The sequence below is a fragment of the Hyphomonas atlantica corrig. genome (assembly GCF_017795365.1).
Classification (GTDB): Bacteria; Pseudomonadota; Alphaproteobacteria; order Caulobacterales; family Hyphomonadaceae; genus Hyphomonas; species Hyphomonas atlantica.
Genome location: NZ_CP051254.1, coordinates 3,071,434 through 3,093,966 on the forward strand (window position 1 = coordinate 3,071,434; position 22,533 = coordinate 3,093,966).

The window sequence follows — 22,533 nt, forward strand, 5'->3', positions numbered from 1 at the left end:
CTGAACAACAGGAATTCAAACGGCGCGTCGGCTCGGCTGGCGCGCCGTTTTCCATTCCAGCAACATGGTCTGAAGGATGCCTGCTGTGAACACGCCGATGAACACGCCTTCCATCATTCCCTGCGCTCCGCGGCCCTCCACGATGCCAAGCCAGTAACAGGCCGGCAGCATCACCAGGAAGAACGAGCCAATGTGGATCAGGCTCGGCGACCAGACGATCTCCTGCGCCCTCAAGGCAAAGGACGCCGTGGCCTGCAACCCGTCAAAGACCGTCACTACCGACGCCATGACAAGCAGGGCTGCGATCCCGGTTGCCAAATGCACGCCTCCGATCATCGCATCATCTTTCACCAGGAAGCCTGCCAGTGTGTCGTTGAACAAGATCAGGATAATTCCCAGTCCCACGCCCATCAAGATCGTCGCCGCCACGCCGAGGCGCCCGGCATCGCGCATCTCATCCAGATTTCGGCGTCCATAGGCCTCCGCCACGCGCACGCTCGTCGCTGTCGCAATACCCAGATAAAACATGAAGCAAAGCCCCATGATCTGGATAGCGTACCCATAGACCGAATTGGCAGCGAGACTGATCCAGGTCGCAATAACGAAGGTCAGATTGAAGCCGCCCCATTCGGCAACATTGCTGATTGCGGTGCCCGTGCCGACAGACAATTGGCGACGCGCTTCGTTCGCCGGAGCCTTGGGGGACTTTCGCAGAGCCGGCGTCAGGAGAACAACGGCGACAAGCAGCAACACTGTTATGAACAGGCGTGACCCTGTGGTTGCCCACGCAACGCCTTCTGCCCCCATCGGTTCAAAGCCCCAGAAACCGGCGACCAATGCCAGGTCGATGATCGCATTCACGAACACACCGAAATACATGACGCCGGACACGAGCAACGGTCGCCGCAACGCTTCAAGATAGTACCCGCAAACCGTCGAGATCATGAACCCGACCATGCCATAGGACAGGATGCGCGTGACAGATGCGACAGACCCGGCGACGGTATGCGGGTCGACGATCTCCTCGATATCGGTTGGGGGCGCGATATCGACGAACAGCCACGTGAACAACGCATCCGCCGAGAAATAGACCAGCCCCATCAGCAGGAAGCCAAGCCAGACGCTGGTCCAAAGGCCCCGCCTGAAAATGCGCCCGCTTTCTTTCTCGCGACCGATTCCAAGCAACTCTGATGTAAGAACCTGCACGCCGAGCAAAACACCAAGCCCAAGCCCCAGCGACACGCCCATCGGCAGCCAGGAGTTCAGAATATAGGGCAACTGCCCCGGCGCGTATTGGCCGAGCACGATGGCGTCCGTGACGGCCATCAACATCTGCGACATGCGCGTAAACGCAATCGGTATCGACAGCCGCAACAGGTCAGTAATGTCGGCAGGCCGCGCCCAGGCGGGCCAGCCCAGGCGATGCGTACGCATGGAACTGTCTCTTTATCCCGCTTTCAGCGCCGGGGTGCCACTTGCGCCCACGGACTGCAGCTTCTCTGCGATCATGAAGGCCAGTTCAAGAGCCTGCTCGCCATTCAGGCGAGGATCGCAGTGAGTGTGGTAACGAGATGACAGGTCCTCTTCCGAAATGGCCTGAGCGCCGCCGATACATTCGGTTACGTTCTGGCCGGTCATTTCGAAATGCACGCCGCCTGGATAGCAGCCTTCGGCCGACAGCACGTCCACGAACTGGCGCACTTCCGAAAGAATGCGGTCAACTGGACGGGTCTTGAAGCCGCTATCCGTCTTCAGCGTGTTGCCGTGCATCGGATCACAAGACCAGACGACTGTTCGGCCACTCTGCTTCACAGCGCGTGCCAGCGGCGGCAGGCCCTGCGCCACACCATCCGATCCGAAACGGGAGATCAGCGTGATCCGGCCTGCCTCGTCATTCGGATTGAGCGTATCGATCAGGCGTAGCAATTCATCCGTCTCAAGCCCTGGTCCGCATTTGATGCCGATCGGATTGCGAACGCCTTTGCAGAAATTGACATGCGCATGGTCGACCTGACGGGTGCGGTGACCAATCCACAGCATGTGTGCCGACGTGTCATACCACTCGCCTGAGGTGGAATCGATGCGGGTGAGAGCCTCTTCATAGCCCAGCAGAAGCGCTTCATGGCTTGTATAGAACTCGACCTGCGCCATTTGCGGCACGCTGTCCGGCGTAACGCCACAGGCCTTCATGAAGTCAAGCGACTTGGAAATCTGATCAGCCAGTTGCTCATAGCGCGCGCCTTGTGGGCTACGGTCTACGAAGCCAAGCATCCAGCGGTGCACGTTCGCGAGGTTCGCGTATCCGCCCTGGCTGAATGCACGCAGCAGGTTCAGCGTCGCTGCGGACTGAGAATAAGCCTGCGTGAGGCGCTCCGGGTCCGGCAAACGGCTTTCCGGCGTGAAATCCATGCCGTTGATATTGTCACCGCGATAGGAAGGCAGCGTCACACCGTCAATCGTCTCAACGGGAGAAGAACGAGGCTTACCGAACTGACCAGCAATACGGCCGACTTTCACCACCGGCTTTGACGCCGCGAAAGTCAGGACCACCGCCATTTGCAGGATCACGCGGAAAGTGTCGCGGATATTGTCCGGATGAAACTCCTTGAAGCTTTCGGCACAATCGCCGCCTTGCAGCAGGAAGGCCTCACCGGCAGCGACTTCACCAAGGCGTTGTTTCAGACGACGGGCCTCGCCTGCGAAGACCAGCGGCGGAAAGCTTTTCAGCTTTTCCTCTACTGCAGCGAGCGCAGCAGAATCCGGATAGTCTTCCGGAATATGCTTTGCTGGCAGTTGGCGCCAGTCTGAGGGGGTCCAGGTCATCTTAAATACTCCAATCGTGAGCCGCATTAATCACATGGCAGGCAGTCGCTCAAGTTTCACCATAATTTCACAGCAGATTGCTGGCGGAATCATGATTTGGCCCTTTAGTAATTCTGCAGGCTCGTCGTCACCATAGGATCACCCGCCCCATCATGTCGCACGTCTTCATCAGCCACTCCGCGAAAGACTTCGACGCGCTGCTCGAGCTGCACGAAGCACTGCGCGCTGCCTCCATCCCCGATTGGTACGTGCCGAATGATGGCGGGTCACGCGAAACCGCCAATCAATCCATTGACGACGCTTTCGCCATGATCGTTCTGGTGTCCGCGTCGTCGGTGCGGTCCAAGGCGGTAAAGCAGGATGTTGAGCGGGCAAAGGCGCGTGGCCTCAAGCTCATTCCGTACCAGATCGACAAGGCGCGTCTCAACGGATTTTTCAAGCACGAAGTCCTCCCCCATCTGCGCCTGTCTTCAACGACGCCGGACGGGTTGAAACAACTCGTTGCCGAAACCAAGCAGGCCTACAAGAAGAAATGCCCTGTCGTTGCCGTGATGAATCTGAAGGGCGGCGTGGGCAAAACCACTGTCACCAGCCAGGTCTTTGGCGCATGGCAGGGCGCGCTAGGCGGCCGTATCCTGCTGATTGATCTCGACCCGCAATATAATCTCACCCAGACATTTTTCGAAATGGACGTTGCGGACTCCAGCGCCGCCGAAGATCGTTCGGTCATATCCTTGTTTGAAAAGTCCCGGCTCCACGCCCGGGACGCCTCCAGTCCTGCAGATTCCTGGCTTACTCTGTCGACCGATCCGTTCGCCCCTACCCGGCGAGAGAAAATCGTGCATGAACTCATGGGGGAAGGCAGCCCCGGCGGGCGGCTGGATCTCGTCTCAGGACAGTTTGAGATTTCGAAATACGCATTTGCTTCAGACCCAACCGCGCTGGAAATGATCAAGGAACATTTCCTTCAATCGATCGAACGCTATCGCAGCGACTATGATTTGATCGTCTTCGATACAAACCCGAACGCAACCTTCCTGACGCGGTGCGCGCTTGAAGCCGCAGACCGCGTTCTGGCGCCCATGCATGCCGACATCTATTCCCTGCGCGGCGTGCGCCTGCTCAATCAGGTCATCAAGGAGCAAATTCCGGCGGATAAACGACCCGACTTATCTGTATTGTTCAACGCAGTAGGCCGCTCTGAGCAATCCTCCTTCGAGGCGGACGCGCGCAATGGCACATACAATGCGAAGGCAGGGTTCGATCTTGCGAGGGCCCTGATGCGGGCCGCCCTGCCTCGATCCGGACACCTCCAGGTCAAGGCGCCTCAGGAAGGCCAACCGGCTTGGAGACAGCTGACCATCCATTCCGGACGTGGCGGCGGACTAAAACCCATCCGCGAGAGCCTGAAGGCGGTCGCGCTTGAGCTGAAACTACTCCTCGAAGACGCTTGACGCGTGACACCTTGGCGGTGTCCTCCTAATATCTCGGCAGGTGGATATAGGGGACACGCACAATGTCCATGCTCAGATACTGTTTCGCCCTGCTCTTCTGTGCGGCACTCGCTTGTCAGGCGCTGGCGGATGAGAAACGCATCGCGCTCCTGATCGGAAATCAGGATTATCCCCCGGAAGTCGGCGCGCTGACCAACACGCACCAAGACGTCCGTACGATGGAAGCGGCACTCATCGATGTCGGCTTCGAGACCATGCCCGGCTTTGATCTGGATGAAGACGGAATGGAAGACGCCTTCGATGCGTTCGAAGCTCGCATCTCCGAAGAAGCTGACGCTGGGCACGAAGTGATCGCATTCTTCTACTATTCGGGCCACGGCGCGGCGGCCTATGAAGATCGTGAGGCTCGCAATTACCTGATCCCTGCCAGAGAGAGCATCACGGCGGCGAGCCATATTTTCCGCAAAGGCGTCGAATTGGAAGATGTTCTTTCCAGTCTCCAATCCACGCAGGCGAAGGCTGTCTTTGTTGTGTCGGATGCCTGCCGCAATGAATTGAAGTTCGCTTTCTCCAAATCCATTGCAGACAAGGGCATGACCCGCGTATCGCAGCGTCCGGGCATGCTTGTAGCCTTCGCCACAGCAGCGGGCGAAACCACACCCGATGACGGCCTCTTTGCAAATACGTTGGCGGAAGAAATTCGAAGACCGGGACAAGACGCCGTCGTGGCATTCTATCAGGCGCTCGCCGAAGTCTCCGACAAACGCAAGTCTTCGAGCCGCCCGTTCATGGCACCCGGCAAGCTGCCGCGAGGGCTTTGCTTTGCGGGTTGCACCTCGTCCCCTGCGCACAGCGGCGAACCCAACGAACCAACTCGAAAGGCCGATTACTGGTTTACGGAAGACACTGAGTATTCTTTGTTCCAGGAGAATGCAGTTCTCAAGGCAACTGTGAACGGACTCGAATACACCATCCACGAATTCGGTTATGGCGCGCCAGAAGTGGAGTTACTCAAAGACTTTAACGCTGACGGCACGTTGGATGCCGTGATTTCGGTGCATGATGGCGGCAATTGCTGCCCGGCAAAATACTACTTTGTGGCGGACATGGGCAGCGGGCACTTCCTCGTGAGCGAGATTGAAGACATCTACGCGTGGGATCCGCCAACGGCTGAGCTCCATGAAGGGCGCTGGGTGGCGCGCTTCGTCTCACTCAACGAAAGCCAGAATACGGAAGACTTCAAGCAGGACATCCACTTATACACACTGAAAGGCGACAAACCTGAGCTCGTACTGAAAACGTTCAAACGCGAGGCCGCCGCCGTCTCCGAACTACGGTCCAGCATGTTCGAGGACAGTGATGACGCATCAGAGATGCAATCGCTTCAGTTCGATTTTGACGATGACGGCACCGCAGATACGCTCACATGCGGCTTCTGGTCCCGCTGGGGGCGGCTGACTGCCTGCGAGGTAAAACTCGCCGGAGACGATGAGCCGATCCCGGTTGAAACATCCTGCAAGCGCCTTGGCGTACTGGATGCCCGCCGCAACGGGCTCTCCATGCTGGTCTGTGATTCAGATCAGGTGCACGCGTTCGATGCGAAGTCCGACGCCTATATCCTACTTGAACATTAGGCGTCAGGCGCGATCATGGACGCCTAGACCTCCTGAACATCCGGTACCCATTTCTGGCGCATCGTGACAAGCTCCTCTGCCGAGGATGGGTGCAGCGCACAGGTCCGGTCGAAGTCAGGCTTGGTTGCCCCCATTTTCACCGCAATGCCCGCGATCTGGATCATCTCCGCCGCATCCTCGCCCACGATGTGAACGCCAAGCACCTTCTCATCGGATGCACGCACCACCAGCTTCATAAGGGTTCGCGTTTGGTCCCCATTCAGCGCATTCTTCATCGGCTTGAACTTGGTCTTGTAGATGTCGATCTCGCCAAACTCCTTGCGGGCATCGGCTTCAGTCATGCCGACTGTACCGACCTCTGGCTGAGTGAACACAGCCGTCGGAATGTCCGTGTGGTCGAAGTGCCAGGGCTTGTCATAGAACTCCGTCTCAGCGAAAGCGTGCCCTTCGCGAATGGCTACGGGCGTCAGGGCAACACGATCCGTAACGTCGCCAACTGCCCAGATATTGTCGACTTTTGTCTTTGACCATTCATCAACCGGGATCGCGCCTTTTTCGTTCACGTCCACACCAGCATTCTCACAGCCAAGTCCTTCCGTGTTCGGACGGCGACCAACTCCCATCATGATCACGTCGCAGTCGATGTTATGCCCATTTTTCAGGGTCAGGTGCAGCGGCAGGTCCGCCCCCTCGCGCTTCTCAATCGCCTCGAACACGGTACCAGTTATCACCTGGACGCCCGCCTCTTTGAGGCCCTCGTGAACTTCTGTACGTACATCGGCATCAAACCCGCGCAGCACTTCTTCGCCGCGATAGACTAGGCAGGTTGGCACACCAAGACCAGCAAAGACGTGGGCAAACTCGACTGCGATATAACCGCCACCTGCGATCACCAGATGCTTTGGCAGTTCATCCAGATGGAAAATCTCGTCAGATGTGATCGTATGCTCAACACCCGGCAACTCATCCTCGGAAGGACGCCACGGACGGCCACCAACAGCAACAAGGATCTTTTTTGCCGTTACGGTCTTGCCGCTGTTCTTCAGCCGCAGCGTGTGCTTGTCGACAAACTCCGCGCGATCCTCGAAGATCTCGACACCAGAATTCTTCAGATTGCGGAAATAGATGCCAGACAGGCGATCGACCTCAGCGTGCATGGCCGTGGCAAATTTTGTGTGATCATAGGAGACCTCACCGGTCGACCAGCCATAGCCTTCAGCCTTCACGATGTCTTTGCCGTACTTGCTGGCATAGACCATGAACTTCTTTGGCACACAGCCGCGGATGACGCAGGTTCCGCCCATGCGATATTCTTCCGCGAGGCCCACCTTGGCGCCGCTCAACGCGGCCAGCCTGCCTGCGCGTACGCCGCCTGATCCTCCACCAATTACGAACAGGTCGAAGTCATAGGTCGCGTCAGTCATGGAGGTGTCCTTGAATCTTTACTGGTTTCGCACCCCATATGAGGCGCCATCAGAAGAATTCAAACACCGTCGCCCCATTCTCATTGCCGATGATCACTGTGCGAGCCAGCCCGATGAACAAACCGTGCTCCACGACACCCGGCACATTGGACAAGCGCGCAGCGAGCGCTTCGGCGTCAGGAATGCGGCCGCAATGGCAATCGAGAATGTGATTGCCCCCATCCGTTACCACCAGCTCACCGTTGGAAAGTGAGCGCAACTCGACGCGTGGACGATCAATTCCCGACGCGGCAAGCACATCATAAACCAGCTTTGCCGTGATCGTATAACCGAACGGTGTGACCTCTACCGGCAAGGGAAACTTTCCGAGACGCTCGACCTGCTTTGATGGGTCCGCGATCACCACCATGTGATCGCTGGCATTTGCAATGATTTTCTCGCGCAGCAAGGCCGCGCCGCCCCCCTTGATCAACTGCCCCTGCTCGTCGACCTCATCTGCGCCGTCGACGGTCAGATGAATGCGCTCAACCTGTTCGAACGGGATCAGCGGCACACCCAGGCTGCTGGCCAGTCGCCGCGTCTGTTCGCTGGTTTCGATACACCGCACAACAAGGCCATCGGCCACTTCTTCGGCCAGCAGCTCAACAAAGAACTTTGCAGTGGAGCCCGTGCCCAGCCCGATGGTCATGCCGTCTTCAACGAACTCCATCGCTGCGAGCGCGGCGTTCTCCTTTTCCTTTTCGTTCGCCATCAGCCTCAGCCCTTCTTCTTCTCTGCTTTTTCCGCCGCTTTTCGCGCGCGAAACTCACCTGCCCAGTGTTCTTTTTGCGTCTGCCGTGCGCGGCCTAATGCAAGAGCATCTGGCATCACGTCGTCGGTGACTACACTGCCGGAACCAACAATGGCACCGCGACCAATGCTCACCGGCGCGACCAGCGCGCTGTTGGAACCAATGAAGGCGTTGTCGCCGATTGTCGTCTTGTATTTCAGATAGCCATCGTAATTGCAGAAGATCGTGCCCGCGCCGATGTTCACGTTCGCTCCGACTTCGCCATCGCCCAGATAAGACAAATGACTGGCCTTCGCGCCCTCGCCCATCGTCGTGTTTTTCACTTCGACGAAATTACCAACGAACGCATCTTTCGACAGGATCGCGCCGGGGCGAAGACGCGCATATGGCCCAACAGAACATCCTGGCCCGACCTCGGCGCCCTCCAGATGGCTGAATGCCCGGATGGTGGCGCCTGACTGTACCTTGACACCTGGCCCGAAGACGACGTTCGGCTCGACAATGACATCTGGCTCAAGAACCGTATCATGAGAGAACCAAACCGTGTCCGGCGCGATCAGTGAAACGCCGCTTGTCATTGCCTCAATGCGCCGTCTCGATTGGAAAATCGCCTCTGCTTGCGCGAGATCGACCTTTGAATCGCAACCGATCAGGTCTTCCTCCTCGCAGCGCACGGCCTTGCAGGTTTTCCCTTCTGCGCGCGCCAGGGCTACAAGGTCCGTGAGATAGTATTCACCCTTGGCGTTGTCGTTCGTCACGCTTTGCAGAAGGCGGAACATGGTTTCGGCGTCGCCTGCCATGACACCGGAGTTGCAAAGCGTCACATCAAGCTGCTCCGGTGTCGCCTCACGCGCTTCAACGATCGCCTCCAGATCACCATCGCCAGACGTAATCAGACGACCGTACAGACCCGGCTCCGCGGCATCGAAGCCCAGCACGCCGATTGCAGCGTTATTGGCGAGACTGTCGAACAGGCTTTCGATGGCCGTTGCCGGCACAAGAGGGCTGTCTCCATATAGAACCACCAGGTCGCCATCAAAGCCAGCGAGCGCGTCCTCGGCACACCGCACGGCGTGACCGGTTCCCATTGGCGGATCCTGAAATGCGATGCTCTGCTCGCCAAGCTGTGGGCCAACGTGATCAATCAGCACCTTCTGAGAGGGATGGGCAATCACCACGATGCGTTCGCAGCCCACCTGCCGGGCAAGCGCGATCGACCAATCGACCATCGGGCGCCCGGCCACCTTGTGCATTACCTTCGGGAGATCGGACTTCATCCGCGTTCCCTTGCCAGCGGCTAGAATGACGGCAGCGCGTTGTCTGGACGGAGTTTCCACAGGATTTGACCTCTCGATTTCCCAAGTCCTTTCGCCTAGACCAAAGGCCGATTCAAGGCGAAACCAAAAAGGAAATACCACCGTCATGACAAAACCCTTCGACGGATGGACCATTGTCTTCGATCTTGACGGCACGCTCGTGAATACCGCGCCAGACCTGTTGGAAGCGCTTAATCACGTTCTAACCAATGCCGATCTGGCCCCCGTACCGCTGGATTCGATTGAAACCATGATCGGTCAAGGCGCGCGCGCAATGATCACAAAGGGTCTTGAATCGCACGGCATCGCGCCCTCAGAAGAAGACCTCGACGCGTTCCTGACGCAATTCCTCGACTATTATGCAGGAAATATCGCGGATCACTCGCATCCCTTCGAAGGGGTTGCTGAAGCGCTGAACACCTTGGCGGACCGTGGCGCGACGCTCGCGGTCTGCACCAACAAGAAGCAGGATCTGTCAGATCAACTTTTGAACGAACTAGGCCTGACGGAGCATTTCGCCGCCATTGTGGGATCTGACAGCGTGCCAAGCCGCAAACCGGATGGAGACCATATCCTGCGCACCGTCACCGCGGCAGGCGGCGTATCAGGCAAGGCAGTCATGGTCGGCGATTCCCGGACAGACGAAAGGGCAGCCCGGGATGCCGGACTGCCCTTCATCTTCGTGCCATTCGGCTACGAGCAGGAAACTCCAGAACAATTGAGGCCCGACATAGTGCTGGAGCACTATTCCGATCTCGTTTCTGTTTTGGAGAATTGGATCAGCTAGGCCGTAGCTTCGCGCTGCTCGCGCGGACGGTAGCTTGGACGGGCAGAGCCCGATTCATTTGCAATGCGGCGACGCGGCATACCGTTCACCATGTTGCTGCGCACATCAGTGCGAGCGGAGCGCATGGCAGGCACAAAGCCAGCATCGATCAGATCGACATCAACCTCGTAGCCACGCTCTGCCCAATAGGCACTAATTTTCTCGCGCAGGCGCTTTGCGCCTTCTTCGTCACACCAGTCTTTCATTTTTCTCTCTCTCCAGGCTGTACTGTTATTGAGGCCTTTGGCCCCCGCCTGTCCTTCTTATGTTTTACCACGCAGCCCGTTACCCGGGCCGTCCTTGTGTGACCGGAACATGACGACCTTTTGTGTTTTTCTCAAGGCTAATTTCGAATGAAACTAGTGTAAGGTTTTGCGATGAACATCTGTTCATACTGAATATTTGTTCATATTGATGTTAGCGTGAACAAAAATGTCCGTTTCGTCTCAAAAAATGCTAGAAACCGACAAATCCTTGTCCCCGGATCTGGGGACATGTGCCCCCCGAAGAGGAAAAATTGCAGATCTTTCCCCTCAAGGATGCATGCGCAAACGATTGTATTGAATACTAGGAATGCGAATTTGCATGGCGATTTTTCCGCTTTTAACGAGAATCAGTGCCAGCAGACATCCGCTATTGACCTCAATCAACCCCCGGATTACGCCAGTCGCTTCGCAGAATCGGGTGATTAGCTCAGTGGTAGAGCACTGCCTTCACACGGCAGGGGTCAGTGGTTCGAACCCACTATCGCCCACCATTGCCGCGTCCCCACCTGCAGGCAATCTGCGTTCAGCAGATCCGCAGCATCTAATTCATGGTCCACGCGACGAAGCACAGTATAAGTCGGTGCGATGAAATCCCTGTTCCGCTCCAAGTTCATGACCAGCCTGCTCGGCGCACTTATCTGGGCGTGGATGATGATGATCGCGCGTACCGTCAGATGGACGGTTGAAGGCGAACCCGTCGCGCAGAAGGTCTGGGCCAGGCAAAACGGGATAGTGGTTGCCGCGTGGCATTCCCGCATCATGGTGCTCCCAAGCGGCTGGATACGTCGCATGAAGCATTGGCCCGGACAAATCGATGGTGCAGCAATGCTCGTTTCGCTGTCGCCGGATGGCGAAGCCGTGACACGCGCCATCAGCCATCTGGGCATCCACCCGATCCGCGGATCGGCTGGAAACAAGAAGAAAGCCCGAAAAGACAAGGGCGGTGTGCGCGCCATTGCAGAGGCTGTGAAGTTGCTAAAATCTGGCAAGGCGGTCTGTATCACGCCAGATGGCCCGCGCGGCCCGGCAGAAAAGGTCAGCCCCGGCGCCATCATGATTGCACAGCGAGCCGGCGTCCCGATTCTCCCCTATGCGCTCTCCATTCGCCCCGCCAAACGCCTCTCCACCTGGGACCGGCTGATCCTTCCCCTCCCCTTCGCCCGAGGCGCCATTGTTTTCGGCGCACCAGTGGACACTGACCGCGCACGCGCGCCAGACGAGATTCAGGCTGAATTGCAAAAACGTCTTGATGAGGCGACCCGCAGGGCCGACATGCTGGCTGGTTACAAAAACTCAGATGAAGCGGGTTCCCAGACGCCATGACAGCCGGCATTCAATTATATCGAACGGCTACCCGCGCGGCGTCTCCATTTTTAGGGGGCGTGCTGAAGCGGCGCGCCCGTGCAGGCAAAGAAGACTATAGTCGCATCAATGAGCGTCTGGCCCGCAATCTGCCGAGACGCATGCCCGGCGGTTCGCTGGTCTGGCTGCACGGGGCCAGCGTCGGCGAAAGCCAGCTTCTGCTCGAACTCGGTCAACGCCTGCTGGAATTGCGCCCGGATCTGATGCTCCTCTTCACCAGCCAGACGCAGACATCTGCCCGCCTGCTTGGCCCCGTCTTGCCAGAGCGTGCCATTCACCTGATGGCGCCACTGGACACGCCCGGCATCGCCCGGCGGTTCATCCGCCATTGGCAGCCGGACCTCTGCATCTTTGGTGAAGGCGAGATATGGCCGAACCTGATCCTTGAAGCCGAGCGTGCTGGCGCAAAGCGTGCGCTTGTGAATGGCCGCATGACAGATTCCTCGGCAGATGGCTGGAACAAGCTTAGTGGCGCGTTCAAACGTCTCGTCGGGCGCTTCGATGTGGTGCTCGCGGCCGATACTGATACGGCGCGGCGCCTAGAAACCCTTCTTGGCGAACCCGTACAATCTACCGGCAACATGAAATCGGCTCTGCCACCGCCTTCAGCCAGCGAAATCGAGATCCGCCGCTTGCGCGAAAACTTCCTGGCTGACCGTCGCTGCATACTTGCGGCCTCTACGCATGATGGAGAGGAAGCGATCTTCCTTGATGCGCTGAAAGGTGACGACACATCCGCCCTCATCATCGCCCCGCGCCATCCGGACCGGGGCAACGCGGTTGAATTGCTTCTCAAAGAGCGGGGCCTGACGTTCGCGCGCCGCTCCCGTGGCGAGGTCCCGACACCGCGCACCCGCATCCTGTTGGCTGACACAATGGGTGAGATGGGGCTTTGGTACCGGCTTGCCAATTCTGTTTTTCTCGGGGGGGGACATACGCCGGGGGTTGGCGGGCACAATCCACTGGAGCCTGTCCGCCTCGGCCTACCCGTAGTCACCGGACCCGACGTGTTCAACTTCGCCACCATGATGGACGACCTTGAGGCCAGAAAACTCATCCGTAAACTGAAGACGCCCAAGGCCATCGGCAAGGCCTTGCAGTCCATGCCCCCTCCCTCGCAAGAAGCCCTTCAGGAATTGAACGATGCGGCTGACGCGCCAATGGCGCTAACGCTGGCAGCTCTTGTCCCCCTCCTGCCAGAGCCGGGACTGTTGCAATGAAGGCTCCGCACTTCTGGTCTGCGGGGCTTGATCCGAAATCCCGCGAAGCGGCCCCTGTCACACGCGCCCTGCTGACGCCCCTCGCCGCACTTTACACTTATGGAATCCGGCGCAAGCTTGCCCGCGCTATTCCGGCCAAGGCATCCATCCCCGTCATATGCGTTGGAAACCTCACAACCGGCGGCGTCGGAAAGACCCCGATCGTCCAGGCCATTCGCAAGCATATCGAGTCAAAGGGCATTCACGCATCCAGCCTGTCGCGTGGCTATGGCGGGTCAGAAATCAGCCCACAGAAAATATACCCAACCTGGCACACCGCAGACATGTGTGGTGACGAACCGCTGCTGCTGTCGCAGACGGGCGAAAGCTGGATCGGAAAGGACCGCTTTGCCGGCGTGCAGATGATGGCCTTTTATGGCACCAAAGTCGCCATCATGGATGATGGGCACCAGAACCCCAGCCTCGCCAAGGATCTGTCCATCATCGTCATCGATGCGGCCGCTCCATTCGGAAATGGTCATGTCCTGCCGAAAGGGCCATTGCGCGAACCTGTGGAAGATGGCCTGGCGCGTGCAGATGCCGTTATTCTTATGGGCGAAGGCGACGTTCCACAGCAAGTGATCGATAGTGGCCTCCCTGTCCTGCGCGCCCGCATCGTCCCATCAGGACCGGCACCGGCTGGCCCACTCGTAGCCTTCGCTGGCATCGGCCGTCCACAGAAATTCTTTGACAGCCTGAAAGCCGAAGGCGGCGACATTCGGGAAGCTATCGGCTATCCGGATCACCACGATTATTCAAAGAAAGAAATCGCCTTCCTTCATAAACTGGCCAAAACACATGGCGCACAGCTGATTACGACCAGCAAGGACCATGTGCGTATCTATCCGAATGAGCGCGGCGGCATTCTGCAATTCCCGGTTCATGCAGAATTCGAAGACCTCAGTCGGCTGGACGCCTTGCTCGCCCCCATCCTGAACGTGGAAGAGGCATGACCCAGGACGCTCCCAAATACATCCGTCCAAAGGACATCGATAATCGCGCAACCTTTTGGCAGCGGGTGCAGTGGCGCCTCGAAACTATTGCGTGGGACTTCATCTATTGGGAGCCGATGAAGTTGCTCGGACCTGAGCGCGCATCGAACTTCGGCGGTTGGTTGATGAAGAAAATCGGACCACGCCTGTCTCAGCACAAAACGGTAAAGCGCAATTTGCAACTCGCCTTCCCGGACTGGACCGGCGAGAAGGTTGACGAAATTGCCCTCGCCGCTTGGGAAAGCGCTGGCCGCGTTGCAGGTGAGTTACCACACTTGCCTTCGATAGATCCGTACACGTCTGGGCGTGTCGAGATCGAAGGTCTGGAAATCCTTGACCAGATCAAGGCGAGCGACAAGGGCGCAGTCTTTATCTCCGGCCACTTCGCCAATTGGGAAATCATGCCCGCCACGATTACTCAGCGCCTGCCTGAAGCGGTGATGACGTACCGGGCCTTGAACAACCCGCACATCGACAAGCGCATCTCCGATCTACGCGCAGCCTATGGCACGCAGGTAAATGCCCCCAAAGGGGTCGGCACGCGTGAATTGATGCGGGCCTTGTCCAAAGGCAATCCGATCGCCTTGATGAACGATCAGAAGTTCAATGAAGGCATCGCCATCCCCTTTTTCGGGCACGACGCAATGACCGCGCCGGGGCCAACGCGCCTTGCGATGAAATATGGCGCCCCCATCGTGCCGGTTTCCACGGTGCGCACAGGGCCCGCACGTTTCCGCATCACCTTCCATGAACCTTTCACCCCGGAGAACACGGGCGATGAGGCCGAAGACATTCGCCGGAGCGTGCAGCGCATTACAGATTTCATTGAAGCCCAGGTTCGCGCCAATCCGGGCCAGTGGTTCTGGCAACATCGCCGCTGGCCGAAAGAAGCCTGGAAGGCCGCGGGCATCATCTGATTCAGTTTAGCGCTCTGGTTCAGTCCACTCTGCCGGAGGCACTTGGCGACGACGTAATCTGAGGGCAAGCCCCAGAGACACGCCAACCCCAATGGCGATGGTCAGGTCCGCCACGACCGTCAGTATCAGCGTGATCAGCAACAAGATCAGGTCTGACTTTTGGGCAGACAGATACTGGGGCCATTTATTCGGCTCGCTCATATTCCAGGCCGTCAGCATTAGGAGCCCGGCCAGTGCAGGCATGGCGAGATATCCCGCGAGAGGTGCTGCAAACAGGACCGCCAGAAGTATGGCAAGCGCGTGAACCAAACCTGCCACGGGGGTCTTGCCACCCGCACGTACATTCGTAGCCGTTCGCGCAATCGCTCCAGTCGCAGGTAGCCCGCCAAATATGGCGGAGCCAATATTGGCCGCCCCCTGCGCCATCACTTCCGCATTTCGCCGATACTGCCCGCCCGTCATCCTGTCCGCAACCATGGCAGACAACAAGGATTCGACGCCCGCAAGAAACGCGATCACGAAAGCTGAAGGCAACAGTTCGATGACCCGGTTGAGTGTCAAATCCGGCAGTCGGGGCTGAGGTAGTTGGCTGGGCATCGTACCGAAACGACTGCCAATCGTGTCCACCGGGAGATCAAACAGAAACACCGCGGCTGATGTGAATCCAACCGCCACGATCAGTCCCGGAAATTTTGGCGCAATCCGGCGCAGCAATACAATCAGGGCCATGGTCACCGCGCCAATGCCCAGCGACGTCCAGTCCACAGTCGCCCTGGCCGCCCACAGGGCATCGACCTTACCTATGAATTCAGCTGGCAAATGCTCGGGTTGAAGCCCGAATAAATCCTTGATCTGGCTCGCTGCGATGATGATGGCGATGCCGACGGTAAAGCCGTTCACAACGGATTCCGGAACGAAACTGATCAGATTGCCGGCGCGGAGCAAGCCAGCCAGCACCAGGATGATCCCGGCCATGAAAGTGGCGAGTACCAATCCATCATAACCATGTGCGGCGATCACTCCGAACACGACCACAATAAAAGCACCTGTTGGACCGCCGATCTGGACGCGACTGCCCCCGAGCGCGGAAATCAGAAACCCTGCCACGATGGCGGTGACAAGGCCTGCTGCGGGGTCAGCGCCAGACGCAATTGCAATCGCGAGACTAAGGGGTATCGCAACAAGCGCGACTGTGATGCCCGCGAACAGGTCGGACACGAACAGAGAAGAAGAGTACGTGGTCAGAGTGGTCAGTATCTTGGGCTTCATCTGCGTCCCAAACGTTCATGCGTTCAATTAGCAATTGAGAAATGTTCCTACACCCGCAGCAGGCCGAACGAACATTCGTAAAATTGTCGCTGGCGCGAACTCGTCAGACAGTTCTCACGCGTTAACGCAATTCCTTTCAAAATTGCGAACAAAGCCTGTTCGGCTTCATCGAACTTGGGAACGGACCTGCAGGATCATCGGCGTATCATCAGAATTTGGGGCCGGAAAATCCCTCCGGCGGGTGCAATCGTATGCAGGACGATAACAATGAGCGGACTATCACTGCCCTCAATGGCACTGGGCGAACCGACTGACACTTCCCGTGAGGCAATCAATGCTGCCTTGAGCGCGATCCGCCAGCATCTCGGAATGCCGATCGCGTATGTGTCCGAGTTCGTTGGCGACGAATCCGTGTTCCGCTACGTCGATGCGCCGGGTCTGGAACACCTGATCAAACCGGGTGACAGCCGCGACCTCTCAGAAGTCTACTGCCTTCACATCCTGGAGGGACGCTTGCCGGAGCTGATCCCGGACACCGCCGCCAATCCGCTCGCTCAGGCCATGCCCATTACGCGCCAGATTCCGATCGGCGCGCATATGAGTATTCCGATCCACCTTGAAGACGGCACACCCTTCGGGATGTTCTGCTGTCTCGGGCCCAATGCGAATCCCAGCCTGAATGAACGCGACCTGGAGACCATGCGCCTGTTCTCTAACCTGGCAGCGCAGCAGATCGACAAGGAATACGCCCACAAGCGCCACTTGCAGGAAATGCGAGAGCGCATCATGGACACGCTCGAAACCAACGCATTCGCCATTGCCTATCAGCCCATTGTGGATCTCGGTCAGATGCACCCCAGCGGATATGAAGCGCTTTGCCGCTTCTCTGCGGAACCCTATCGCACGCCGGATGTCTGGTTTGACGAAGCCGCCAAGGTTGGACTCTCGGTCGAACTGGAACTCGCCTCGATCCGGCAAGCTGTCGAGAAGATCGGCGAGATCGCACCGGACCAGTACATTTCCGTCAACGTGTCCCCATCGACCGTGATCAGCGGCCAGTTTGCCGAAACTTTCCTCAAGCTTCCGCTCGACCGCATCTTGTTGGAGATCACGGAACACGCCGTGATCGAGGATTATGATCGCTTCACCCGCGTTCTGCGTCCGCTGCGCCACGCTGGGCTGCGTCTCGCCGTCGACGATGCCGGCGCGGGCCACTCATCGCTTCGGCACATCGTTCAACTCAATCCGGACTATGTAAAAGTGGATATGAGCCTGACGCGCAATGTGGATCAGGATCTTGCCCGCCGCGCACTTATCGGCGCCCTGCTATTCTACACACGCGAAACTTCCGCACACATCATCGCCGAGGGAATTGAGACCGAAGCGGAGCTGAACACGTTGAAGCTGCTCGGCGTTCGCCGGGGCCAAGGTTACCTGCTGGGACGCCCGTCTCAACAGATCGCCCATTCGCTTAACGAGTTCAGTCAGGCGTCCTGACCATCATTCGGCCTGTTTTTTCGTGCAAATCATCCTAGGTTGTAAGATCACACTTGGAGAATTTGCGACATGAGTATCGGTGAAATCATATCCCTGATAACCCTGCTGATTGGCGCCGTTCTGGGCCTGTCTGCAATGTTTTCACCCGCATGGGCCAGCCGGGTTGTCCGCCTGGTCGAAGACCCGGACCCGCTGCGACCCGGCGGCTATTCCGAGTTCCGCGCCACCTATGGCGGCCTTTTCCTGTTCTCTCACCTGATGACCGCAATTCTTCTGGTGAATCTGGGTGGATCTGAACCGGAAATTCTCACCAGCATTGTCGTCCTTCCCCTTGCCGCAGGCTGGGTCGGTGCAGGCGTCGGTCGACTGATGTCCCGCATACTTGACCGGATCAAGAACCGGGAGCCCGGCATGATCCCGGTCTGGATCGTGTTCGAGATCATATTCGGTCTTGCGATCGCTGCACCTTTCATTCAAAGCCTGCTGTAGAAGTCACAGAAAGAAAATCCCATGACGGAGCGTCGAGAGACGGGCCGCTCGCGCCGGAAGCCTTCCGGATCGCGCAAGCCACGCCTAGCCCCCAAATCCCGCAAGCCAGACCTCGAAAAGGACTGGAGCGAAGGCGAACGGATCGCCAAATACCTTGCCCGCGCAGGTGTTGCTTCGCGCCGTGAAGTCGAGCGCATGATTGAAGAGGGCAAGGTGACCGTCGATGGCGTCAAGCTGACATCCCCGGCCTTCAAGGTGACCGGTCGCGAGCTGATCCGGGTTGGCCGCAAAACAATTCACGCACCCGACGCAACCCGTCTCTGGCGCTATCATAAGCCATCCGGCCTCATCACGACGACGCAGGATCCTGAAGGTCGCCGTACCGTCTTTGACGAACTGCCGAAATCCCTGCCTCGCGTTGTCACCATTGGCCGCCTCGACCTGACGACCGAGGGCCTGCTGCTGCTGACCAATGATGGGGCGCTGGCCCGGGCACTGGAACTGCCCAAGAACGAGCTGGAGCGTACCTATCGCGTGCGCGCCCACGGCACGGTGACACAGGAGAAGATCGACGAACTCGCTAAAGGCATCACGGTCGACGGCGTGAACTACAAGCCGATCAAGGCCGTACTGGACCGCGAAACCGGCGCAAACAACTGGCTGACGGTTACCCTCGCCGAGGGCAAGAAACGGGAAGTTCGACGCGCCCTGGAATCGCTGGATCTGAAGGTCAACCGACTGATCCGCGTTCAATATGGCCCGTTCATCCTGGATGATCTGCGCCCCGGCGCGGTGGAGGAAGTTCCACCGGAACTGATGCAACAGGCTATCGGGCATTTGATGAACACCGAACACGCCATCAAGACTCCCGAACCGTCCCGGCCACCCCAAAAACCTGCCCCTAAGTCACGCCTTGGCAGCAGGTCGCCATCGGGTAAGCTGCCCTCCAGGAAACGCAGTAAGCCCTGCTGAGACGGCCAGAAAAGGGCCGCCGGTGGACTAACGCCAGACGGAGGCCTTCATGACCCTACAGAACGTAACCGACACGTATCAGGTGGATACGCCGCCGCGCCCGCCGAGCTTTCCGCCGGCGTATGATCTCGCGCCGCCGGTAGACCTTACCGACCCATCCGTTTTCTCATCTCGCGGTGACTACACCCATGATGCATTCGCCGAGATGCGCGAGAAGGCCCCGGTCATGTGGCACCCTGAGCAGGTCGGCGCGGGTTTCTGGGCCGTCACATCATATGACCTGGTCAAGCAGGTTGAGTTGGACCCGATTACATATTCGTCTCAGCGCGGCGGCATCCTGATGACCTATGGTCAGGAAGATACACCGCGCCATCCTCTGCTTCACTCATCCAGCCTGAACAGCCTGATCAATCTGGACCGGCCTTATCACACAACGCTCCGTATGGAGCATATGCAGTTCTTCCGTCCGGGCTTCGTGGCCGAACTAAAGAAACGCGTGGATGTCCAGGTCAACGAATTGCTGGACAAGATGGAACAGCACGGCCCCATCGTGGACATGGTGGAGACGTTTTCCGCCGAACTGCCCCTGTTCACACTGTGTGAGATCCTGGGCGTCCCGGCGGAAGACCGCCCAAAGCTGGTCCACTGGATGCACTTCCTCGAAAACTCTCAGTATCAGGCCCAGCAGGAAGGCCTCGGCAATGTCACGCCGGAACAGATGATGGAATTCATGGGCGAAATTCAGGCCATGTTCGACTATGGCCGCCACATGCTGGCAAAGCGCCGCGAAAATCCGCAGAATGATCTGCTCTCGGCCATCGCCAATGTCGAGATTGACGGCAAGCCACTTAGCCCGGAATTCCTCGACGGTTCGTGGTTGCTGATCGTGTTCGCCGGCAACGACACGACACGAAACTCCCTCTCCGGCACCATGCGCTTGCTGACACAATTCCCGGACCAGAAAGCCAAGCTGATGGCGAATGAGGAATTGTTCCCCAATTTCGTTCATGAATCGATCCGCATGGTCAGTCCGGTCACCTATATGCGCCGGACGACCACGACAGAGACGGAGCTTGGCGGTCAAAAGATGGCTGAAGGCGACAAGGTCGTCATGTACTACGCCGCCGCAAACCGGGATCCAGCCAAATTCCCGAACCCGAACCAGTACGACATTACGCGGGACAATGCGAAGGAGCATCTCGCATTCGGTCACGGCCCGCATGTCTGCCTCGGCCAGCGCGTTGCGAACATGCAATTGGACTCTGCCTATCGCAACATCCTGCGCCGCTTCCCGGATATCAAATGGACGGGCGAACAGAGCTTGGCACCGAGCAACTTTGTTCATGCAATCTCCAGCCTCATGGTGGACCTCGGCACATGAGCGAAGCCCTCGTTCTTCGTCAGGACAATGACGGCCTCGCCACGCTGACCCTCAACCGGCCGGACAAGCTGAATTCCCTCACCGTGGGCATGTTTCAGGAATTGCGCCGGCATGTTCTGGATTTGCAGAAGGATGACTCAATCGGCTGCGTTGTCCTGCGCGGGGCGGGAAAGTGCTTTTCGGCCGGGCATGATCTTGGGGACATTGCCGAAGGTGAGAAGGTTCCCTCTCCCGGCTGGCATTCGGAAACGCTGCGCTTGATGGAGCGGTTGCCCAAGCCGGTCATCGCGGCCGTTCACGGGCATTGCTACACTGGCGCTCTGGAAGTGGCCCTGGCGGCGGACTTCATCATCGCCTCGGACACTGCGCGCTTCGGCGACACGCACGCCAAATGGGCGCTCACCCCGATCTGGGGAATGAGCCAGCGCCTGCCTCGCCGCGTGGGCGTCGCTACGGCAAAACGACTGATGTTCACCGCCGACATGATCGACGCGCAGGAAGCGTTCCGCATTGGCCTCGCCGAGCAGGTCGTCGCGGCGGATCGGTTTGACGAGGCCTGTGACGCGCTGGCCCGGCGAATTCTGGAGAACTCGCCCTTCTCCCATGCGGCGAACAAGCGACTTCTCGAAGCGACTGACGCGCGAGACATGGACAGCGGCCTGCAATGGGAGGTACTCAATTGTGAAGGGACCGGCCCAGACATGCAGGACCGGATCGCCGCCTTTACGCGCAAGACGAAGAAAGCGAAAACATGAGTGATTTCCTGATCCGCCGGGACGATTTGCGCGAGACGCGCTGGGTGCCGGCCGACCTGCCCGCCCTGCCAGATGGGGCCGCGCGCCTGAAAGTCGACAAATTCGCCCTGACGGCCAACAATGTCACCTATGCCACGTTTGGCGAGCAGATGAAGTATTGGGACTTTTTCCCCGCCGCAGACCCCGCCGATGGCCGCGTCCCAGTCTGGGGCTTTGCCACCGTGGTCGAGTCCAAGGTCGAGCACCTGAAGGAGGGCGAGCGCTTCTACGGCTATCTGCCCATTTCCGAACATTTCGACGTTCAGCCCGTGAATGTCGGCAAGCATGGCTTCCTGGATGGTGCCGCCCATCGCCAGGGCCTCGCGCCAATTTACAACACCTACATCAACACCGCCGGTGACCCGTCCTATGACGCTGCGCTGGAGGACCAGCAGATGCTGTTCCGGCCCCTCTTCACCACCGGCTGGATGATCGATGATTGCCTGATGGAAACCGGCGACCCGGTGCCGGAAACAGTGGTCATCTCGTCCGCATCCTCGAAAACCGCGATGGCACTTGCCCATTGCCTGAAAATACGCGGCGGCGTGGATACGATCGCACTGACATCGCCGGGCAATGTCGCCTTCCTGAAAAAGACCGGCCTGTATGCCCGCGTTCAAACCTATGACGACGCTGACGATCTGCACACACGCGGCCTGACCGCCTTTGTGGATTTCCTGGGGCGGCCAACACTGACAGCAGACATTCACAACGCCCTGAAGGACCGTCTGGTGCGCAGCCTCATCATCGGCGCAACAGACTGGGAGGGAGACCGCTCCCCCATCGCCCTGCCGGATCCGCAACCGGAGTTCTTCTTCGTTCCCACCTATGCAGCAGAACGCGCGGCCACGCTCGGCGGGGCCGAAATCAATCGCCGCCTGGGCGCTGCCCTGAAAAGCTTCTATGCCGCGTCAAAATCTTTCGTGACACCGAAACACGCCAAGGGCGCCAAGGCGATCACGAAGGCGTGGGACCAGACCGTCGATGCCAAGGTCAGCCCGTCAGAAGGCCTGATCCTCTCAATCTGACCCCCGAATGACAAAAGCCCTCGCTGCGGCCAAACAGCGA

General features: G+C 58.4%; 20 protein-coding genes and 1 tRNA gene. 14 read left to right on the top strand and 7 right to left on the bottom strand.

Annotation, left to right across the window (positions count from 1 at the left end; all coding sequences use genetic code 11):
* Window positions 1–15: 15 nt before the first annotated feature.
* The gene (locus HF931_RS14730) at window positions 16–1,434 is read right to left on the bottom strand and encodes an MATE family efflux transporter (protein ID WP_035549468.1); all 1,419 of its coding nucleotides are present in this window, start codon (window positions 1,432–1,434) and stop codon (window positions 16–18) included.
* A 12-nt stretch (window positions 1,435–1,446) separates the two neighbouring features.
* Window positions 1,447–2,823 (bottom strand): class II 3-deoxy-7-phosphoheptulonate synthase, encoded by a 1,377-nt coding sequence (locus HF931_RS14735; protein ID WP_273240743.1) that lies wholly within the window; start codon window positions 2,821–2,823, stop codon window positions 1,447–1,449.
* Between the two features lie 152 nt (window positions 2,824–2,975).
* On the opposite strand from HF931_RS14735, the gene HF931_RS14740 reads away from it, so the two are divergent.
* Together HF931_RS14740 and HF931_RS14745 are read left to right on the top strand one after the other, a co-directional pair.
* Window positions 2,976–4,277, top strand: a complete 1,302-nt coding sequence (locus HF931_RS14740; protein WP_273240745.1) for an AAA family ATPase — start codon at window positions 2,976–2,978, stop codon at window positions 4,275–4,277.
* Between the two features lie 62 nt (window positions 4,278–4,339).
* Entirely contained in the window at window positions 4,340–5,911 is a 1,572-nt protein-coding gene (locus HF931_RS14745) for a caspase family protein (RefSeq protein ID WP_273240747.1), read from the top strand.
* Between the two features lie 23 nt (window positions 5,912–5,934).
* Here the strand turns inward: HF931_RS14745 and gor are convergent, their stop codons facing one another.
* The 3 genes from gor to glmU are packed head-to-tail and all read right to left on the bottom strand — an operon-like array spanning window position 5,935 to window position 9,462.
* On the bottom strand, window positions 5,935–7,335 hold the full coding sequence (gor, locus tag HF931_RS14750; protein WP_273240748.1) for a glutathione-disulfide reductase: 1,401 nt from the start codon (window positions 7,333–7,335) through the stop codon (window positions 5,935–5,937).
* A 49-nt stretch (window positions 7,336–7,384) separates the two neighbouring features.
* Window positions 7,385–8,086, bottom strand: coding sequence for a ribose-5-phosphate isomerase RpiA (gene rpiA / locus HF931_RS14755; protein ID WP_273240749.1), 702 nt, complete (start codon window positions 8,084–8,086; stop codon window positions 7,385–7,387).
* 5 nt (window positions 8,087–8,091) lie between these two features.
* A complete protein-coding gene (gene glmU, locus HF931_RS14760; protein ID WP_273240751.1) occupies window positions 8,092–9,462 on the bottom strand; it encodes a bifunctional UDP-N-acetylglucosamine diphosphorylase/glucosamine-1-phosphate N-acetyltransferase GlmU in 1,371 nt (456 codons plus the stop codon).
* Window positions 9,463–9,547: 85 nt separating this feature from the next.
* On the opposite strand from glmU, the gene HF931_RS14765 reads away from it, so the two are divergent.
* On the top strand, window positions 9,548–10,228 hold the full coding sequence (locus HF931_RS14765) for an HAD-IA family hydrolase (RefSeq protein ID WP_273240753.1): 681 nt from the start codon (window positions 9,548–9,550) through the stop codon (window positions 10,226–10,228).
* Here HF931_RS14765 and HF931_RS14770 read toward each other — a convergent pair.
* A complete protein-coding gene (locus HF931_RS14770) occupies window positions 10,225–10,473 on the bottom strand; it encodes a hypothetical protein (protein ID WP_027836475.1) in 249 nt (82 codons plus the stop codon). The two genes, HF931_RS14765 and HF931_RS14770, sit on opposite strands and share 4 nt — an antisense overlap.
* 476 nt (window positions 10,474–10,949) lie before the next feature.
* Between HF931_RS14770 and HF931_RS14775 the strand changes: the two genes are divergently transcribed.
* The 5 genes from HF931_RS14775 to HF931_RS14795 all read left to right on the top strand — a co-directional run bounded on the left by HF931_RS14775 (window position 10,950) and on the right by HF931_RS14795 (window position 15,063).
* Window positions 10,950–11,024 (top strand) — tRNA-Val (locus tag HF931_RS14775).
* Window positions 11,025–11,118: 94 nt separating this feature from the next.
* Window positions 11,119–11,856, top strand: a complete 738-nt coding sequence (locus HF931_RS14780) for a lysophospholipid acyltransferase family protein (protein WP_273240755.1) — start codon at window positions 11,119–11,121, stop codon at window positions 11,854–11,856.
* A 59-nt stretch (window positions 11,857–11,915) separates the two neighbouring features.
* Window positions 11,916–13,115: a 3-deoxy-D-manno-octulosonic acid transferase gene (locus HF931_RS14785; RefSeq protein ID WP_273240757.1), complete on the top strand. Its 1,200-nt coding sequence runs from the start codon at window positions 11,916–11,918 to the stop codon at window positions 13,113–13,115.
* The gene (gene lpxK / locus HF931_RS14790) at window positions 13,112–14,107 is read left to right on the top strand and encodes a tetraacyldisaccharide 4'-kinase (RefSeq protein WP_273240759.1); all 996 of its coding nucleotides are present in this window, start codon (window positions 13,112–13,114) and stop codon (window positions 14,105–14,107) included. Before HF931_RS14785 ends, lpxK begins: the two co-directional genes overlap by 4 nt.
* Window positions 14,104–15,063, top strand: coding sequence for a lysophospholipid acyltransferase family protein (locus tag HF931_RS14795; protein WP_273240761.1), 960 nt, complete (start codon window positions 14,104–14,106; stop codon window positions 15,061–15,063). Before lpxK ends, HF931_RS14795 begins: the two co-directional genes overlap by 4 nt.
* A gap of 6 nt (window positions 15,064–15,069) precedes the next feature.
* On the opposite strand, the gene HF931_RS14800 is transcribed toward HF931_RS14795, so the two are convergent.
* The gene (locus HF931_RS14800) at window positions 15,070–16,332 is read right to left on the bottom strand and encodes a SulP family inorganic anion transporter (protein ID WP_273240763.1); all 1,263 of its coding nucleotides are present in this window, start codon (window positions 16,330–16,332) and stop codon (window positions 15,070–15,072) included.
* A 267-nt stretch (window positions 16,333–16,599) separates the two neighbouring features.
* On the opposite strand from HF931_RS14800, the gene HF931_RS14805 reads away from it, so the two are divergent.
* The 6 genes from HF931_RS14805 (at window position 16,600) to HF931_RS14830 (ending at window position 22,493) form a co-directional block, all read left to right on the top strand.
* Window positions 16,600–17,829 carry a sensor domain-containing phosphodiesterase gene (locus HF931_RS14805; RefSeq protein WP_273240764.1) on the top strand — a complete coding sequence of 410 codons (1,230 nt, stop codon included), beginning with the start codon at window positions 16,600–16,602 and terminating at the stop codon, window positions 17,827–17,829.
* Window positions 17,830–17,898: 69 nt separating this feature from the next.
* Window positions 17,899–18,318, top strand: a complete 420-nt coding sequence (locus tag HF931_RS14810; protein ID WP_035549440.1) for a DUF4345 family protein — start codon at window positions 17,899–17,901, stop codon at window positions 18,316–18,318.
* A gap of 21 nt (window positions 18,319–18,339) precedes the next feature.
* Window positions 18,340–19,290 (top strand): pseudouridine synthase, encoded by a 951-nt coding sequence (locus HF931_RS14815; RefSeq protein ID WP_273240765.1) that lies wholly within the window; start codon window positions 18,340–18,342, stop codon window positions 19,288–19,290.
* Between the two features lie 49 nt (window positions 19,291–19,339).
* Entirely contained in the window at window positions 19,340–20,671 is a 1,332-nt protein-coding gene (locus tag HF931_RS14820; protein ID WP_273240766.1) for a cytochrome P450, read from the top strand.
* Window positions 20,668–21,426, top strand: a complete 759-nt coding sequence (locus tag HF931_RS14825; protein WP_035549436.1) for an enoyl-CoA hydratase/isomerase family protein — start codon at window positions 20,668–20,670, stop codon at window positions 21,424–21,426. The genes HF931_RS14820 and HF931_RS14825 overlap by 4 nt, the downstream gene beginning before the upstream one ends.
* Window positions 21,423–22,493: a DUF2855 family protein gene (locus HF931_RS14830; protein ID WP_273240767.1), complete on the top strand. Its 1,071-nt coding sequence runs from the start codon at window positions 21,423–21,425 to the stop codon at window positions 22,491–22,493. Before HF931_RS14825 ends, HF931_RS14830 begins: the two co-directional genes overlap by 4 nt.
* The last annotated feature ends 40 nt before the right edge of the window (window positions 22,494–22,533 follow it).